The sequence below is a fragment of the Cupriavidus sp. CPT47-8839-RL05A genome, from assembly GCF_058792255.1.
This window is the reverse complement of record NZ_JBYTEG010000020.1, coordinates 32,579-49,366: the sequence shown is the minus strand read 5'-3', so window position 1 is coordinate 49,366 and position 16,788 is coordinate 32,579. Positions and strand designations below refer to the sequence as shown.

General features: G+C 66.7%; 17 protein-coding genes and 1 tRNA gene. 4 read left to right on the top strand and 14 right to left on the bottom strand.

Features of this window, described 5'->3' with window-relative positions; all coding sequences use genetic code 11:
• Nucleotides 1-151: 151 nt before the first annotated feature.
• The 4 genes from AC3WVS_RS23110 to phaZc form a co-directional block, all read right to left on the bottom strand.
• A tRNA-Val gene (locus tag AC3WVS_RS23110) sits at nt 152-228 on the bottom strand.
• Nucleotides 229-249: 21 nt separating this feature from the next.
• On the bottom strand, nt 250-2,469 hold the full coding sequence (locus AC3WVS_RS23105) for a RelA/SpoT family protein (RefSeq protein WP_492320486.1): 2,220 nt from the start codon (nt 2,467-2,469) through the stop codon (nt 250-252).
• A 15-nt stretch (nt 2,470-2,484) separates the two neighbouring features.
• Nucleotides 2,485-2,847 (bottom strand): RidA family protein, encoded by a 363-nt coding sequence (locus tag AC3WVS_RS23100; RefSeq protein WP_010813105.1) that lies wholly within the window; start codon nt 2,845-2,847, stop codon nt 2,485-2,487.
• 44 nt (nt 2,848-2,891) lie between these two features.
• The gene (phaZc, locus tag AC3WVS_RS23095) at nt 2,892-3,773 is read right to left on the bottom strand and encodes a 3-hydroxybutyrate-oligomer hydrolase PhaZc (protein ID WP_492320485.1); all 882 of its coding nucleotides are present in this window, start codon (nt 3,771-3,773) and stop codon (nt 2,892-2,894) included.
• Nucleotides 3,774-3,978: 205 nt separating this feature from the next.
• On the opposite strand from phaZc, the gene AC3WVS_RS23090 reads away from it, so the two are divergent.
• Together AC3WVS_RS23090 and AC3WVS_RS23085 are read left to right on the top strand one after the other, a co-directional pair.
• A complete protein-coding gene (locus AC3WVS_RS23090; RefSeq protein WP_492320484.1) occupies nt 3,979-4,755 on the top strand; it encodes a 3-hydroxybutyrate dehydrogenase in 777 nt (258 codons plus the stop codon).
• Between the two features lie 10 nt (nt 4,756-4,765).
• Complete coding sequence (locus AC3WVS_RS23085; protein WP_010813108.1) at nt 4,766-5,248, top strand: DUF411 domain-containing protein; 483 nt, start codon at nt 4,766-4,768, stop codon at nt 5,246-5,248.
• Between the two features lie 37 nt (nt 5,249-5,285).
• Here the strand turns inward: AC3WVS_RS23085 and AC3WVS_RS23080 are convergent, their stop codons facing one another.
• The 3 genes from AC3WVS_RS23080 to AC3WVS_RS23070 all read right to left on the bottom strand — a co-directional run bounded on the left by AC3WVS_RS23080 (nt 5,286) and on the right by AC3WVS_RS23070 (nt 7,245).
• The gene (locus AC3WVS_RS23080; RefSeq protein WP_492320483.1) at nt 5,286-5,669 is read right to left on the bottom strand and encodes a putative zinc-binding protein; all 384 of its coding nucleotides are present in this window, start codon (nt 5,667-5,669) and stop codon (nt 5,286-5,288) included.
• 224 nt (nt 5,670-5,893) lie between these two features.
• Entirely contained in the window at nt 5,894-6,532 is a 639-nt protein-coding gene (locus AC3WVS_RS23075; RefSeq protein ID WP_010813109.1) for a CoA transferase subunit B, read from the bottom strand.
• An 11-nt stretch (nt 6,533-6,543) separates the two neighbouring features.
• Nucleotides 6,544-7,245 carry a CoA transferase subunit A gene (locus AC3WVS_RS23070; RefSeq protein ID WP_492320482.1) on the bottom strand — a complete coding sequence of 234 codons (702 nt, stop codon included), beginning with the start codon at nt 7,243-7,245 and terminating at the stop codon, nt 6,544-6,546.
• A 182-nt stretch (nt 7,246-7,427) separates the two neighbouring features.
• On the opposite strand from AC3WVS_RS23070, the gene AC3WVS_RS23065 reads away from it, so the two are divergent.
• Nucleotides 7,428-7,973: a LuxR C-terminal-related transcriptional regulator gene (locus AC3WVS_RS23065; RefSeq protein ID WP_018310311.1), complete on the top strand. Its 546-nt coding sequence runs from the start codon at nt 7,428-7,430 to the stop codon at nt 7,971-7,973.
• 15 nt (nt 7,974-7,988) lie between these two features.
• Here AC3WVS_RS23065 and AC3WVS_RS23060 read toward each other — a convergent pair whose 3' ends face one another.
• From AC3WVS_RS23060 to AC3WVS_RS23040, 5 genes are all read right to left on the bottom strand, one after another.
• Nucleotides 7,989-8,390, bottom strand: a complete 402-nt coding sequence (locus tag AC3WVS_RS23060; protein WP_340529975.1) for an acyl-CoA thioesterase — start codon at nt 8,388-8,390, stop codon at nt 7,989-7,991.
• Nucleotides 8,391-8,442: 52 nt separating this feature from the next.
• Nucleotides 8,443-9,471: a DctP family TRAP transporter solute-binding subunit gene (locus AC3WVS_RS23055; protein WP_492320481.1), complete on the bottom strand. Its 1,029-nt coding sequence runs from the start codon at nt 9,469-9,471 to the stop codon at nt 8,443-8,445.
• Between the two features lie 49 nt (nt 9,472-9,520).
• Nucleotides 9,521-10,825: a TRAP transporter large permease gene (locus tag AC3WVS_RS23050; RefSeq protein WP_492320480.1), complete on the bottom strand. Its 1,305-nt coding sequence runs from the start codon at nt 10,823-10,825 to the stop codon at nt 9,521-9,523.
• Nucleotides 10,822-11,424 (bottom strand): TRAP transporter small permease, encoded by a 603-nt coding sequence (locus AC3WVS_RS23045; protein ID WP_492320479.1) that lies wholly within the window; start codon nt 11,422-11,424, stop codon nt 10,822-10,824. The genes AC3WVS_RS23050 and AC3WVS_RS23045 overlap by 4 nt, the downstream gene beginning before the upstream one ends.
• Before the next feature lie 270 nt (nt 11,425-11,694).
• Entirely contained in the window at nt 11,695-12,480 is a 786-nt protein-coding gene (locus AC3WVS_RS23040) for an SDR family oxidoreductase (protein WP_010813116.1), read from the bottom strand.
• Between the two features lie 311 nt (nt 12,481-12,791).
• Here AC3WVS_RS23040 and AC3WVS_RS23035 point away from each other — a divergent pair, with 311 nt between their 5' ends.
• A complete protein-coding gene (locus AC3WVS_RS23035; protein WP_492320478.1) occupies nt 12,792-14,480 on the top strand; it encodes an electron transfer flavoprotein-ubiquinone oxidoreductase in 1,689 nt (562 codons plus the stop codon).
• A 74-nt stretch (nt 14,481-14,554) separates the two neighbouring features.
• Here AC3WVS_RS23035 and AC3WVS_RS23030 read toward each other — a convergent pair whose 3' ends face one another.
• Complete coding sequence (locus AC3WVS_RS23030; protein ID WP_492320477.1) at nt 14,555-15,604, bottom strand: lipase secretion chaperone; 1,050 nt, start codon at nt 15,602-15,604, stop codon at nt 14,555-14,557.
• Nucleotides 15,591-16,700 carry an esterase/lipase family protein gene (locus AC3WVS_RS23025; RefSeq protein ID WP_492320476.1) on the bottom strand — a complete coding sequence of 370 codons (1,110 nt, stop codon included), beginning with the start codon at nt 16,698-16,700 and terminating at the stop codon, nt 15,591-15,593. The genes AC3WVS_RS23030 and AC3WVS_RS23025 overlap by 14 nt, the downstream gene beginning before the upstream one ends.
• Between the last annotated feature and the right edge of the window lie 88 nt (nt 16,701-16,788).

Below are 16,788 nucleotides of genomic sequence, written 5' to 3'. Positions count from 1 at the left end.
AACCCGATCCAACCGGGTCGAAGGCGCACCTCGACTACTGTCGCTTGCCAGCGGTAGTAGTTCGCGGTGTCATAACCATGATGCCCTTCCGTTCCGTATGGGGTTGAATCGGACTTGCCGCACTTCTTTTTACTGCTTTACTGCAATTCGTTGGTAGGCTCGATTGGACTCGAACCAACGACCCCCACCATGTCAAGGTGGTGCTCTAACCAGCTGAGCTACGAGCCTAGCGAAGGCGCAAGTATAGCATCACTTTCTTTTCGCCTGCAACACCCCCTGCACGTCTTCGATCAACTGCAGCGCGCGCTGCAGCTGCGTGGCCTCGGACACTTCGGCAGTGAACTGCATGCGCGCAACGCCCTTGCTGGAGAGCGTCTTGACGCCGGTGACGTTGATCTTCTCGCGCGACAGCACTTCGGAGATATCGCGCAGCAGCCCCTGGCGATCGATCGCCTCGACATGGATGTCGACCGGGTAGACCGCGGCGTGGCTCTTCTGGCCCCACTCGGTCTGGATCACCCGCTCCGGCGCGCGCCCGGCCAGTTGCTGGAAGGTGTGGCAGCTGCGCCGATGGATCGACACCCCGCGCCCGCGCGTGACAAAGCCGACGATGTCGTCCGGCGGCGCCGGCTTGCAGCAGCGCGACATCTGCGTCATCAGCGAATCCACGCCCACCACCAGCACGCCGCTCTTGGCGCCGCGCGCCACGCTGGTCGCGCGGCTCTTCTTGGTGACAGCGTCTTCCTCGCTCAGCGGCACCTGGACCTCGCCCTCCGGGTGTCGCAGCGCGTGCTCCACGTGGCGCAGGCTGAACTCGTCCTTGGCCACTGCCGCAAACAGGTCCTCCGGCGTCTTGAAGCCCAGCCGCGTGGCCAGGTCTTCCAGCTTGACCGCGGTCTTGCCTTCGCGCTGCAGGGTCTTGTCGATCAGCACGCGGCCCTGGGCGATGGTCTCCTGCGAATCGAGCGCATTGAACCAGGCCCGCACCTTGGCCCGCGCGCGGCTGCTGGCCAGGTAGCCCAGGTCCGCGTTGAGCCAGTCGCGTGACGGGCCGCCCTGCTTGACCGCGATGATCTCCACGGTCTGGCCGTTCTTCAGCGGCGTGTTCAGCGGCACCATGGTGCCGTCCACGCGCGCGCCGCGGCAGCGGTGGCCGAGGTCGCTGTGCAGGTAGTAGGCAAAGTCCACCGCGGTGGCGCCCTGCGGCAGCGCCACCACGCGCGCCTGCGGCGTCAGCACGTAGATGTGGTCGTCGATCGCGGCGTGCTTGATCTGCTCCCATGATTCGTCGTGCGCCACGCTGTGGTCGGCATCGTCCTTCCACGCCAGCAGCTGGCGCAGCCAGGCAATCTTCTCGTCATAGCGCTCGCTGGCGGAGAACTGCCCGGCATAGCCGCGGCTGCCCGCTTCCTTGTAGCGCCAGTGCGCGGCCACGCCGTATTCCGCGAAGTGGTGCATCTCGTGGGTGCGGATCTGCACCTCGAAGGCGCGCCCGTCATCGCCGATCACCACCGTATGCAGCGACTTGTAGCCGTTGGCCTTGGGCCGCGAGATGTAGTCGTCGAACTCGCGCGGGATCGGCTGCCAGATATGGTGGACGATACCGAGCACCGTGTAGCAGTCCTTGATATCGTCGACGATCACGCGGAAGGCGCGCACATCGTACAGGTCGGCAAAATCCAGCTCCTTGCCGCGCATCTTCTTCCAGATGCTGTAGATATGCTTGGGCCGCCCGCTGACCTCGGCACGGATGCCGGCGGTCGCCAGCTCGGACTGCAGCCGTTCGATGGCGCTGCCGATATAGCCTTCGCGCTCGATGCGCTTCTCGTCCAGCAGTTTGGCGATGCGCTTGTAGGTATCGGGCTGCTCGAAGCGGAACGCCAGGTCCTCCAGCTCCCACTTCATCTGCCAGATGCCGAGGCGGTTCGCCAGCGGCGCGTAGATGTCCAGCGTTTCGCGCGCCACGCCGGGCAGCGGCGCCTGCTTGGTCTCGGCCAGCCAGCGCAGGGTCTGCAGCCGCGAGGCCAGGCGCACCAGCACCACGCGGATATCCTGCGCAAACGCCAGCAGCATCTTGCGCAGCGCCTCGACCTGCTCGTGGCGCGCCTGCGCTTCGTTCTTCGAGGGCTCGGCATCGGGGCGGCTGCCGGCAATGGCGCCGATGCGCAGCAGCTGCCGCACACCGTCGACCAGCCGTGCCACCTCGTCGCCAAAGCGCGGCGCGATCTCGGCCTCGGTGCCGGGCACGAAGGCCACCAGCCCGAACAGGCAGGCGGCGGCGCGCGCGGCGTCGTCGACGCGCAGGCCGTCGAGAATGCGCAGCATGCCCTGCGCGTGCGACTGCACGGTCTCGCCGGTGGGCAGCGCGACCTCGGCACCATGCTCGCGCACGTAGGCCAGTGCGCGCTCGACCAGTTCGGCATCCGGAATGCCCGCGACCCGACCGGTCAGGTCGGTGGACGTCACCATGTCACAACGCCTGCATCAGTTGAGCGCAGCGGTCACCACCACTTCGATCAGGTAATCGGGATTGGCCAGGCGGGCTTCGACGGTGGCGCGCGGGGGCGTGTTGCCTTGCGGCACCCAGGCGTCCCAGACTTCGTTCATCTCGCCGATCTGGTCGACATTGGTCAGGAAGATCTGGCACGACAGGATGCGGGTCTTGTCGCTGCCGGCCTCGGCCAGCAGCCGGTCGATATGGCCGAGGACCTCGCGCGTCTGGCCGCGGATATCGGCCTTGGGATCGACCTCGGGCACCTGACCGGCGAGATACACCACGCCGTTATAGACCGCGTATTCGGACAACCGCTTGCCCACGTGGGCGCGCTTCAGTTCAAGGTTACTCATGACAATGCGTTGACTGATAAAAACAAGGCCGGCATGCGATGCAATCAGGCCCCGGTAAAGAACTGCCGGGCGATCGCAATCTGCGCCGGATCGACAAAGGTCGGGGCATGGCCCACGTCGGGCACTTCCACCGAGCTCACATGCTTGCCGCGTGCCACCATTTCGGCCACGGTCTCGCGCAGCAGCAGGTCCGACTGCGCACCGCGCACCACCAGCACCGGGCCTTCGATGGCCTCGAAGCTGCGCCAGAGCGCGGCCTCGCCGGCGGCAATGGCCTCGGGCGTGGACTTGCGGAACGGCACCGCCAGTTGCGGATCGTAATGCAAGCCCCATTCCAGGCCGTCGGTGCCCTGCACCGGCTTCAGGATGGCGGCGTTGAGCTCGCGCCACTGCTCGGGCGTATGGCGGCCGAACGATGCGCCGATGGTCTGCAGGTAGGCCAGGCCTTCCTCGAAGGACTTGAAGCGCACCGGCAGCCCCAGGTAGGCGCCGATCCGTTCCACCGCCGACGGCGCCAGCTTCGGGCCCACGTCGTTGAGCAGCAGCTTGCGCACCGGCGATTTCGGCAGCCCCGCCAGGCCCATGCCGATCAGCCCGCCCATCGAGGTGCCGAACCAGTCCACCTTCTCCACATTGAGCCGCGCAATCAGCGTAACCATGTCGGACACGTACTGCGGCACCACGTAGCCGTTGGCATCGGCCAGCCATTCCGAGCGGCCGCGCCCGGCCACATCGGGGCAGACCACGCGGTAATCGCCGCACAGCGCACTGGCGACGGCGTCGAAATCGCGGCCGGTGCGCGTCAGCCCATGCGCGCACACCAGCACGCGCGGATTGGCGGGGTCGCCCCACTCGTGGTAGGCCATGCGGTGCAGGCCCGCCGGACTGATGCACTGGACAAAACCGAGACGCGGACTGGCAGACATCTGGACTCCCTGACGAACCGGACCGCGGACCGCAAAAAGACGGCGCTGCCGGAGGTTGAGCAAAGCTGGATTGTACGCCGCAGCGGGTACAATGCCACAGCACAGTGTCAGCGCCCCGCATGCGCGGCCGCGCACCGCCACGGCGCGCTCCGCCAACCCTGTGGCATCCCTTCTGTGGCATCCCTTTCTCTCGACGGAGGCTTACATGCTCAACGGCAAGACCGCACTGGTGACTGGCTCGACCAGCGGCATCGGGCTCGGCATCGCGAAAGCGCTGGCGGCCCAGGGCGCCAACATCATCGTCAACGGCTTTGGTGACGCGGACGCCGCAAAGGCAGAGATCGCGCAGGCCGGCCAGGGAATCCGGGTCGGCTACCACGGCGCTGACATGAGCAAGGCGGCCGAGATCGAAGACATGATGCGCTACGCGCAGTCCGACTTCGGCGGCACCGACATCCTGGTCAACAACGCCGGCATCCAGCACGTGGCCGCGATCGAGGATTTCCCGCCCGAGCGCTGGGACGCGATCATCGCCATCAACCTGACCTCGGCCTTCCACACCACGCGCCTGGCGCTGCCCGGCATGAAGCAGAAGGACTGGGGCCGCATCATCAATGTCGCCTCCACCCACGGGCTGGTGGCCTCGGCGCAGAAGTCCGCCTACGTGGCGGCCAAGCACGGCATCGTCGGCTTCACCAAGGTGACCGCGCTGGAAACCGCGCAGACCGGCGTCACCGCCAACGCGATCTGCCCGGGCTGGGTGCTGACGCCACTGGTGCAGAAGCAGGTCGAAGCCCGCGCGCAGAAGGAGGGCATTCCGGTGGAACAGGCCAAGCGCGAGCTGGTGCTGGAGAAACAACCCTCGGGACAGTTTGTCACGCCCGATGAGCTGGGCGCGCTGGCCGTGTTCCTGTCGTCCGAAGCAGCCCGCCAAGTCCGCGGCGCGATCTGGAACATGGACGGTGGCTGGGTGGCGCAGTAAGGAGCAAGCGATGCAACGACGCAGTTTCCTGCGCGCGCTGGCGCTGGGCGCGGTCTCGGCCGGGGCGCTGGCACCGGTGGCCGGCGCGCTGGCGCAAGCCGCCAAGCCGCTTGCCATCGACGTCTACAAGAGCCCGCTGTGCGGCTGCTGCGAGGATTGGGTCAAGCACCTGCGCAGCAACGGCTTCACCGTGACGGTGCATGATGTCGAGGACACCGGCGTGTACCGCAAGCGTTTCGGCATGCCGGAACGCTTTGGCTCCTGCCACACCGGGTATATCGGCGGCTACGCCATCGAGGGCCACGTGCCGGCGGCGGATATCCGCAAGCTGCTGGCCGCAAAACCCAAGGCCGTCGGCCTGGCCGTGCCGGGCATGCCGGTCGGCTCGCCCGGCATGGAACAGGGTCCGCGCAAGGACCCCTTCGACGTGCTGATCGTAAAAGCGGACGGCGCCGCTTCGGTGTTCGCCAGCTACAACAAGCAGGCAGGCTGACCTGCGGCTACCGGGCGCGCCACGGCGCGTCCGGGCTTCAGCCTGCGGCGGCCAGGCTCGCCAGTGCCGCCTCTACCTCTCCCCAGATCGCTTGTTCCTCGGCCTCGGTGCATGCGCCGTGCTGGCGCTTGGTCGCGCCGAGTCGGTTCAGCACCAGGTGCCGGTCCGCCGCCACGCCCACGCTGGCCAGGCAGGCCTTGACACAGGCCAGCGGGCAGCCATCCAGCGCCAGGATCGGCCGCCCCGAGCGCGCCACTCGCGTCAGCGCCGGCACGCCGCCGCCCACGCCGCTGATGCAGGACATTTCGGCACGGCCGCCGCGGTCGAGCCGTACCGCGCAGGCATTGGCCAGTTGCGCGACGCTGGAGCAGCCGGAGCAGGCGTAGACCAGTGGCAAGGATTGGTTCGGGGAAGCCGGCATGGCGCACCTTCCGTGAGGGTTCGACCGCGGCAGGGTCTGCGCCTTGCCGGAGAGCAGCCAGCTTAGTGCGCAGCGATGTTGCCGGGCTATTCGCCGGAAGAGCTAGGGAGTGCAGCCGGCTGGCGTAGCCCGGCCGGGCAATTCCAAAGCGAAGCGACCCGAAAAAAAGCCCCTGCGGCGCATCGCACCTCAGGGGCCCTGCCAGGCTTCGGAGCTCAGCCCGCTTACAGCAGCGGAGCGCCCGTCTTGGCCTGGATTTCCTCGCGGCTGACACCCGGAGCCGTTTCCACCAGCTTCAGGCCTTCGTCGGTCACGTCGATCACACCCAGGTCGGTGATGATGCGGTTGACCACGCCCACGCCGGTCAGCGGCAGGTTGCAGTCCTTCAGGATCTTGATGTCCTCGGTGCCGTCCTTCTTCTTGGCGGTGTGTTCCATCAGCACCACCACGCGGCCGACGCCGGCGACCAGGTCCATTGCGCCGCCCATGCCCTTGACCATCTTGCCCGGGATCATCCAGTTGGCCAGGTCGCCCTTCTCGCTGACCTGCATCGCACCCAGGATCGCCAGGTTGATGTGGCCGCCGCGGATCATCGCGAACGAGTCGGCCGACGAGAAGATCGACGAGCCCGGCAGCGTCGTCACGGTCTGCTTGCCGGCGTTGATCATGTCGGCGTCGACTTCGTCCTCGGTCGGGAACGGGCCGATGCCTAGCAGTCCGTTCTCGGACTGCAGCCACACTTCCATGCCTTCGGGCACCCAGTTGGCCACCAGCGTCGGCAGGCCGATGCCCAGGTTGACGTAGAAACCGTCCTGCAGCTCGGTCGCGGCGCGCGCGGCCATTTCGTCACGTGTCCATGCCATGATGCGTCTCCTTAGCTGGCCGCGCGCACGGTGCGCTGCTCGATGCGTTTCTCGGGGGTGGTGTTCAGCACCAGGCGCTTCACGAAGATGCCGGCCAGGTGGATTTCATCCGGATCCAGCTCGCCGGTCTCGACGATATGCTCGACCTCGGCGATGGTGACCTTGCCCGCCATGGCGCACATCGGGTTGAAGTTGCGCGCGGTGCGGCGGAACACCAGGTTGCCGGCCCTGTCAGCCTTGTATGCCTTGACCAGCGCCACGTCGGCGGTCAGCGAACGCTCCATCACGTACTGCTGGCCGTCGAATTCGCGGATTTCCTTGCCTTCGGCGACGATGGTGCCGACACCGGTCTTGGTGAAGAAGGCCGGGATGCCCGAGCCGCCGGCGCGCAGCTTCTCGGCCAGCGTGCCTTGCGGCGTGAATTCCAGCTCAAGTTCGCCCGCCAGGTACTGGCGCTCGAACTCCTTGTTCTCGCCCACGTAGGACGAGATCATCTTCCTGATCTGGCGCGTGGCCAGCAGCAGGCCCAGGCCGAAGCCATCGACGCCGGCGTTGTTGGAGATGCAGGTCAGCTGCTTGGCGCCGCTGTCGCGCAGCGCGGCAATCAGCGCCTCGGGGATGCCGCACAGGCCGAAACCGCCCACGGCGATCGTCTGGCCGTCGCGGACGACGCCTGCAAGCGCTTCTGCGGCGCTGGCGTAGACCTTGTTCATGCTTCGCTCCTTCCTCGGTAGTTCCCTGTCGCTCTTCCCGCCACCGGGTTGTGCGGCGGGCGACGCAGGGAAATTGTAACGGTACAATCGGCAACAGGCGGGCGACAGTCGCCGCAACTCGTCCGACCGACAGCATACGCAAGCACAGCCGGCTACGCCATTACGTAAAAATACATAAGCAGATGCCCGCAATCGACTACCAGACCGCCTTCCAGCTCGCCCCCGTGGGCCTGGTGCTGTCACGCGAACGCGTGATCGAAGACTGCAACGAGGAGGTCTGCCGCATTTTCGGCACCACGCGCGAAGCGCTGCTGGGCCAGTCGTTCCAGGTGCTCTACCCCACCGCCGACGAGTTCGAGCGCACCGGCGCGCGCATTGCGCCGATCATGGGCACGCGCGGCATGTACTCGGACGAGCGCATCATGAAGCGCGCCGGCGGGGAATTGTTCTGGTGCCATGTCACCGGGCGCGCGCTGGACCGCACGCAACCGCTGGGCGCCGGGATCTGGACTTTCGAGGACCTGTCGCAGAAGCGCCAGGTCACGGCCGAGCTGACCGCGCGCGAACGCGAGATCGCGGCGCAGCTGGTGGAGGGGAAGACCAGCAAGCAGATCGGCAAGCTGCTGGCGATCAGCCCGCGCACGGTGGACATCTACCGGGCGCGGCTGATGAAGAAGTACGGGGCCAGTACCTCGGTGGACCTGGTGCAGCGGCTGGTCAACCACTGAGCCCCGTGGCGGGCGTCAGCCCTCGATGATCGCGCGGATCTCTGCCGGCACCGGCACCGACTTCTCCTGCGTGTAATCGCACCACACCACCTTGGCCCCGCCCTCGGCCCAGACCACGTCGGGCAGGTCGGTGCGGCGGATTTCCATGCGGGTTTCGAAGCTGGTGCGGCCGAGCTGGCCGGCGTAGACGCGGCACTCGATGTCGCCCGGGTAGCGCAGCTGCTTCAGGAAAGTCATGTGCGCATTGATGATGACCGGCCCCTGCCCGCCTGCATCCTTGCCGCCACGGCCCAGCGACGCGAACCACTCGATGCGCGCCTGCTCCAGGTACTGGAAATAGACGGTGTTGTTGACATGGCCCATGGCATCCATGTCGCCCCAGCGGATCGGCATGACCACCGTATAGACGTGCTTCATCACAGCCTCCAAAAGAACAGGCCCGCCGAGTCTGGCGGGCCCTCTGCGTGGCTTAGCGCTTGGCGATCGCGCCTTCAGCCTTGGTCACCAGCTCGGTGCCGATCTGCTTCTTCCACTTGTCGTAGACCTTGGCGGTGGCCTTGCGGAAGGCGTCATGCTCGGCCGGCGTCAGGTGCGTAACCTTGACGCCGTGCGCCTCCATGTCCTTCCAGGCCGGCGCGCCCGGCTCGGCCAGGCCCTTGCGGGCCAGCGCGATTTCCTGCTTGCCGGCGTCGATGGCGGCCTGCTTCACGATCTCGCGGTCGGCCGGGGTCCAGCTTTCCCAGATCTGCTTGTTGACCACGAAGATCAGCGGGTCAGCCACGTAGCCCCAGGTGGTGACGAACTTCTGGCCCACCGTGTACAGCTTGGCGGCGGCGAACACCGACTGCGGGTTCTCCTGCCCGTCGACCGCGCCCGAGGCCATCGCCGGCTGCGCATCGGCCCAGCTCATCTGGGTCGGGTTGGCGCCCAGCGCGTTGAAGGTCTCGATGTACAGCGGCGAACCGACCACGCGCAGCTTCATGCCCTTGAGGTCTTCCGGCTTGCGGATTTCGCGCTTGGAGTTGGACACCTCGCGGAAGCCATTCTCGCCCCAGGCCAGCGGCACCACGCCGGCTTTTTCCAGCGTGGTGAAGATCGACTTGCCGACTTCGCCCTGCGTGAGCGCGTCCAGCGCCTTGTAGTCGGGCATCAGGAACGGCAGCGAGAACAGGTTCAGTTCCCTGACCTGCGGCGACCAGTTGATGGTCGAGCCCACCGCCATGTCGATCACGCCCTGGCGGATCGCCGAGAACTCGCGGGTCTGGTCGCCGGCCACCAGCGAGGTGCCCGGGTACAGCTTGATATTGATGCGGCCGTTGGTGCGCTGCTTGACCAGGTCGGCCCAGATCTCGCCGCCCTTGCCCCACGGGAAGGCCGGGCCGAGCACCAGCGACATCTTGTACTCGGACTTGTAGGTCTGGGCCATTGCGCCGGCGGGGGCGAAGGCGGAAGCGGCAATGGCGGCAGCCGTTGCGAGCATCAGGGCACGACGTTTCATTTCATCTCCTCTCGGGAAAGCGTCAATTCTTGTTGGTGAATGCGGAACATCAGTAGCCGAGGTACTCAGGCAGCCAGGTCGCCAGCGGCGGATAGGCCAGCACCATCAGCATGGCGATAAACATCGCCAGCAGCATCCAGATCACCCAGGGCACGGTTTCTTCCATGCGCACCCGGGCAATCCGGCACGACACCATCAGGTTCACGGCCAGCGGCGGCGTGAACTGGCCCAGCGCCACCTTCAGCGTCAGCACCACGCCGAACCACACCGGGTTCCAGTGGAAGGCATTGACAATGGGCAGCAGCAGCGGCACGAAGATCAGGAAGATCGAGATGCCATCCAGGAACATGCCCACCGTCATCAGCAGCAGCACGATCAGCGCCAGCACGCCGTACTCGCCCAGGCCGGAATTGGCGATGGCGTGCGCGAGCGGGTCGATCACGCCCAGCGTCGACAGCGCATAGGCGAAGATGCCGGCCAGCGCCACCACCAGCAGGATCACCGCCGAGGTCTCGGCCGCCTCCTGGAAGATCGTGAACAGGTCGCGCATGCCGATGCTGCGGTACACCACCATGCCGACGAAGAGGCCGTAGACCACCGCCACCACGGCGGCTTCGGTCGGCGTGAACCAGCCGGCGCGCATGCCGCCCAGGATCAGGAACGGCGCCACCAGCCCCCACGCGGCCTCGCGCAGGCTCTTCCAGAACGGCGGGCGCGCCAGCGCGGCCTCGATCGCGCCCATGCTGTGCCTGCGCGCCAGCCACACCGCCGGAACGATCAGCGCCACGCCGGCCAGGATGCCGGGGATCATGCCCGCGGCGAACAAGGCCGGCACCGATGCACCGGGCACCAGCACGCTGTAGATGATCAGGGCCACCGACGGCGGGATCAGGATGTCGGTCGCGGCTGCCGCGCCCACCACCGCGGCGCTGTACGAGCCCGGATAACCGGCGCGCGACATCGCCGCGATCATCACGCCCCCCACCGCGGCCGCGTTGGCCGGGCCGGAGCCCGAGATGCCGCCGAGGAACATCGCCACCAGGATCGCCACCAGCGGCAGCATGCCCGGGCCGCGGCCAACGATGGCGATGGCAAAGGTCACCAGCCGCTGCGCCACGCCGGAACGGTCGAAGATCGACCCCACCAGCACGAACATCGGGATCGCCAGCAGCGGATACTTGGCCAGCCCCGCATAGAAGTTCTGCGGCACGGCCAGCAGGCCAAACATCTGGGTGTCGAGGTTGGACAGGCCGATGGCAACCAGGCCACCCAGGCCCAGCGACACGCCGATGGGCACGCCCAGCAGCATCAGGCCGATAAAGACCACGAACAAAGTGATGGCGACGAACGTCATTGCGCCTTCTCCGTCGTGGTGGTCTTGCCTTCATGCAGCGCCTTGAGCGCGCGCACGTTGCGCAGCACCAGCCCCAGCGCGCGCAGCGCGATGCCGGCCGACAGCACCGGCAGCCAGATCGAGTACCACCAGCTCGGCACGCCGATGCCCGGCGAGGTCTCGCCGAAGGAGTACTCATCCCAGGTAATGCGTGCGCCCAGCACTGCCAGCGCGATGAACATCACCGCCACGGCCAGCGCCGACAGGAACGCCAGGCGCAGCTGGCGGGCCTCGCTGCCGCGTTCGAAGAAGAATTCGATGCGGATATTACGGTCGCGCGCCACCGCGGCGCTGCCGGCGACCAGCGCCAGCACGATCATCAGGAAGACCGAGAACTCCTCGGTCCAGGCAAACGACTCGTCGGTGAAATAGCGGACCACCACGTTGGCGAAGGTGATGCCGACCAGCAGCACCATCACGATCACGCCAATCCAGTCCTCGATGCGGGGCGATACCCGGAAATCAGCGTCCTGCGCTTCGTCGGCCGCCTGCGGGATCACCGCGGAATCGACGACGTGTTGCGGCACGGCGTTGCGCCGTGCCTCTTCTTGTTGCTCCATCTCCCCGGCCTCCGGTCCGGGCCGCTCGGGCCATGCGGCCACCGCGGCGTTTTTCTATTTGTATGTAAAGACTTAATCTGCAGACATGGCGGATTATGCCAAGACTGGCCCGCCACGCACGAATTTTCTTTGATGATTGATGTGTGCTGACTACGGCGCACCCAAGGGGACCGGATAAGCCCTGGGGTGTGCAAACCGGCCATCCCACGGCGCTTTTGGCGCGCAACCGGGAAGCTGGGGCCTTGCGCCCCCGGGTCAGCGATCAGGCGGTCAGACCATGCCGTCGTCGGCGGTGATGACAGCCCCGTTGATGAATTGCGACTGGTCGGATGCCAGCAGCAGCAACAGGCCGTCGAGATCCTCCGGCTTGCCCAGGCGCTTGCGCGGCAGCATCTGGATCAGCTTCTGGCCCGCGTCCGAGTCCCAGTGGTGGTGGTTGATCTCGGTATCGATATAGCCCGGGCAGATCGCATTGGTATTGATGCCATGGCGCGCCCATTCCAGCGCCATGGCCTTGGTCATGTGCACCACGGCCGCCTTGCTCATGCAATACACGCCGATCTGCGACAGCACCTTCAGCCCCGCCACCGACGCGACATTGACGATCCGCGCCTGCGGCAGCGGGCTGCCGTTGCGCTCGGCGCCCTTGGCGCGCGCGATCATGCGCTTGGCCACTTCCTGGGCGACGAAAAAGGCGCCGCGGGTATTGGTGTCGAACACGAAATCGAAGTCATCGGCGGTCACATCGGTCAGCTTCTGCGTGGTCGACACGCCGGAGTTGTTGACCAGGATGTCGATGGAGCCGGCCTCAGTCTCCGCATGCGCCACCGCGGCGCGGATGCTGTCCGGGTCGGTGACGTCCAGCCGCACCACATGGGCGCTGCCGCCCTCGGCCTCGATCGCCGCGCGCAGTTCCTTGAGCCGCTCGGTGCGGCGCGAGGCCAGCACCACCTTGGCGCCGGCGGCGGCCAGCACCGTCGCGAAACGCGAGCCCAGCCCGCTTGAAGCGCCGGTGACCAGCGCGACCTTGCCTTCCAGATTGATCGACAAACCCATGATTACCTCTTGTGCGGGAGCTCCTCCGGCCTATTCGGGAGCAGAAGGCAGCATATCAAAAAAAAGAACGACCGTTCCAAAAAAATCCTTGCCTGTGGGTGGCGAGTCCCGGACAATGCCGGAGATTCTAAGAACTTGACCAGCAAAGGGAAAGAGGGAAAACGCGCGATCCGGGAGTCTTTGGACCCCAAATCGCTGCCAACTCACCCACCCGCGGCTCCCGTCCGCGCGCTGGCCCGGTTCTCGGCAAAACGATCACCGCATTTCCCACAATTGCAAGCAAGCAGCAAAGAAATAGAGGGTTAGAGACAATGGATCAGCAACAGCTCCTGGAGCAGTTCGGCCCGCGCGAAGCCATGGAATACGATGTGGTCATCGTCGGCGGCGGCCCCGCCGGCCTGGCCACCGCCATCCGCCTGAAGCAACTCGCGCAGGAGAAAGGCGCCGACGTCAACGTGTGCGTGCTGGAAAAGGGCTCCGAGCCCGGCGCCCACATCCTGTCGGGCGCCATCATGGACCCGCGCGCCCTCAATGAACTGATCCCGAACTGGAAGGAACTGGGCGCGCCGCTGAACCAGGCAGTCACCGAAGACAAGTTCCTGTTCCTGAACGAGTCCGGCTCCAAGGGCACGCCTCCGGCCCTGCTGCCCGAGTGCTTCCACAACGAAGGCAACTACATCATCAGCCTGTCGAACTTCGTGCGCTGGCTGGGCCAGCAGGCCGAGGCGCTGGGCGTTGAGATCTTCCCGGGCTTCCCCGCCGCCGAAGTGCTCTTCAACGAAGACGGCTCGGTCAAGGGCGTGGCCACCGGCAACATGGGCATCAACAAGGAAGGCGAGCCCACCGACAACTTCCAGCTGGGCATGGAACTGCATGCCAAGTACACCATCTTCGCCGAAGGCGCGCGCGGCCACCTGGGCAAGCAGCTGATCGAGAAATTCAAGCTCGATGCCGGCAAGGATCCGCAGAGCTACGGCATCGGCCTGAAGGAGCTGTGGGAGATTGACCCGGCCAAGCACAAGCCCGGCCTGGTGGTGCACACCGCCGGCTGGCCGCTCGACCCCGCCACCTACGGCGGCTCGTTCCTGTACCACATGGAAGACAACAAGGTCGCGGTCGGCTTTGTGGTCGGCCTGGACTACACCAACCCGTGGCTGTCGCCGTTCGAGGAATTCCAGCGCTTCAAGACGCATCCGGAAATCCGCCAGTACTTCGAGGGCGGCAAGCGCCTCTCCTACGGCGCGCGCGCCATCACCGCCGGCGGCCTGCTGTCGCTGCCCAAGACCGTGTTCCCGGGCGGCGCGCTGGTCGGCTGCGATGCCGGCTACCTGAACGCCTCGCGCATCAAGGGCAGCCACGCCGCCATCAAGACCGGCATGATGGCCGCCGAGGCCGCCTATGACGCGCTGCAGGCCGGCCGCCAGCACGACGAGCTGGCCGCCTACCCGGCCGCGTTCGAGCAGAGCTGGCTGCACAAGGAACTGCTGCAGGCCAAGAACTTCAAGCAGTGGTTCAAGAAGGGCCGCACCACCGCCACGTTGATGACCGGCATCGAGCAATGGCTGCTGCCCAAGCTGGGCATCCGCAACCCGCCGTGGACCATCCACCGCGTGAAGCCGGACCATGTGTACCTGAAGCCGGCGGCCGAGTGCCAGAAGATCGAGTATCCGAAGCCGGACGGCAAGCTGACCTTCGACCGCCTCAGCTCGGTGTTCATCAGCAACACCAACCATGAAGAGAACCAGCCGGCGCACCTGACGCTCAAGGACGCCAGCGTTCCGGTCAACATCAACTGGGACAAGTACGCCGGCCCCGAGTCGCGCTACTGCCCGGCAGGTGTATATGAGTTCGTGCAGGACGAGACGTCGGGCAAGGAGCGCCTGCAGATCAACGCGCAGAACTGCGTGCACTGCAAGACCTGCGACATAAAGGATCCGACCCAGAACATCGTCTGGGTGACGCCGGAAGGCGGCGGCGGTCCGAACTACGTCGGGATGTAAGCCTGCCGCGCCAGCGGCAGAAAAAAACGGCACCGGAAACCCGGTGCCGTTTTTCTTTGGGCGATGCAGCGCGGCTATCGTGCCTGCCGCCGCGCGGCCATCGCCTTGTCGACCACCTCGGCCTGCAGCGCCTCGGCGGGATTGCCGAAGGCCTGGCTGCGCAGCGCATCCAGCTGCTGCCGGCGGTCCTGCTCCGACAACCCCGCGAATGACTCGATCTGCGCGCGCCGCGCGGCGTAGTCGTCGTAGCGCTGCTGCCAGGCCTGCCCGGCTTGCGCCTGCTGCTGGTAGCGCTGCGCCACCTCGGCACCGTAGGCCTGCGCCAACGCCGCACCGATGTCCTGCGCACTGCGGCCGGCGGCCTGCATGCCGGCGATGGTGTCGCTGATCGCCTGCGGACGCGCGCTGGCCTCCCGTGCCGCACGCAGTGGCTCGGGCAGCGTGGCTTCGAGTTCGGCCAGCCGCTGCCGCCGCTGCGCGTCATCCAGGCCGGATTGCGCCGCGATGTCGAGCCGCGCCAGCATGGCATCGTCATACGCCTGCTCGTCGCCGAACCAGATTGCCGCCACCTCCGGCAGCAGGTGCTGCCGCGCGCCGTTGCGCCCGGCCTGCAGCGCGCGCAGCTGCTGCACTTGTGCCGCATCCAGCGTGCCGTTCGTATCCGCCTGCGGCTTGCGCGCCGCCAGCGCTTGAATCTCGGCAAGATAAGCCAGGTAGCGCTGCCACAGCTGCCACGCCTGCCCTGCCGCGGGCTGCGGCACGCGGCGGCGGATATCGTCGTACACCAGCCGGTCCAGCGCGTCGGCGCCGCCGGCGTCGTGGCGGGCGCTGAGGAAGTAGTCGAAGTAGGTGCGCAGCGCGCGCGTCAGGCGCAGGTTGCCTTGCGCGTCGAGTTCGGGGCCCGCGGGCACGTCGACGCCGGACAGCGATGGCAAGGCAGCCACGCCGGCGGGTCCGGCGTCTGCCGATGTCGCCGAAGGACTCGCAGCGGTGGTGATCGCTGCCGGGCGCTGCGGCACGGCAACCGGGCCAGACGGCATCGTCAGCCAGTACACCGCGGCCGCCGCCGCGCCGGCCGGCATCAAGGCCAGCCAGGGCCGCGGCGAGCGCTCAGAGCTGGTCATTGCGCAGCCGGTTGGCGTGGCTGAGGATGACCGTGCGCGGATCGACGTCCTGGTACAAGCCGGCCATCTGGTTCACCTCGTCGAGATGGTTCCAGTAGTAGCCCGTGGCCAGCACCCGGCCCCACTTGCTGCTGCAGACCGAGACCAGCCCGTCATTGGGGCCGGCGCCCTTCAGGTCCATCAGCCCGGCCGAGGCCGACATCATCACCGTGGTCGGGTCCAGCAGGTTGGAGCGCAGCAGGCTGAACGGCCCACCCTGCCCGGTCCAGGAATACGCGGCCTGGGTATGAGTGACGAGGTTGCCCGCGGCATCGCGCGCCTGCCGTTGCTCGGACACCGCGCCAGCAGTATTGCAATCCGGCCCCAGTGCCGATTTCGTGCCGGGCACCAGCGTGGCATTGAGGCGCGCATTCTGCTCGGCGGCGCCGCGCGTGGTCAGGATCCTGAGCGAGGCCAGCGCATCCTGGTCCAGCGCCTGCCCGTTGCCGATGCCATTGAACCAGCCCACCGTATCGAACACGCCCTGGATGATGCCGACGAGTACCGGCCCGGCGATCGGAATACTGTTGACGCCATTGATCAGGTCCAGCACGGTGTCGGCCACTTCGCTGCCGCGATGCGGGCTGCCGACGGTGGTGACCGAGGCCACGTCCTGCGGCGACATCGCCGCCAGCATGCGCGAGGTCGGCCCGCCCTGGCTGTGGCCGATCAGGTTGACCTTGTCTGCGCCGCTTTCCAGCTTGACCGCGCGCACATAGGCCTGCAGCGCCAGGGCGCGCTCTTCGTCGCTGTTGAACGACGGCACCGTGGCCACATAGACTTGCGCGCCGTTGGCCCGCAGCACTTCGGGGATGCCATACCAGTAGTCGAGCACACCACCCATCTTGGCCGCGCCGGTCAGTCCGTGGACCAGCACGATCGGGTAACGCGTCTTCGCGTAGTCGCCGCTCGCGGCCAGGGCTGATGCTGGCTGCGCCAGCATGGCCGCTGCGACCAGCGGGGCTGTGCCTGCGAGCCTGCGCAAGGCCTTGCCGGCCTTCTGCTCGCGTAGCGCGGGCGTGCGTCGTCCGCACGCGTGGTGTCCGCTGTGCTCCATCTTGTCTCCTCGGTGGTGGGACTTTTTATGTTGGAAGCAGTAAAGACTGGCCGCCCCGACGAGACAATCAAAACATTAGCGGATTCCC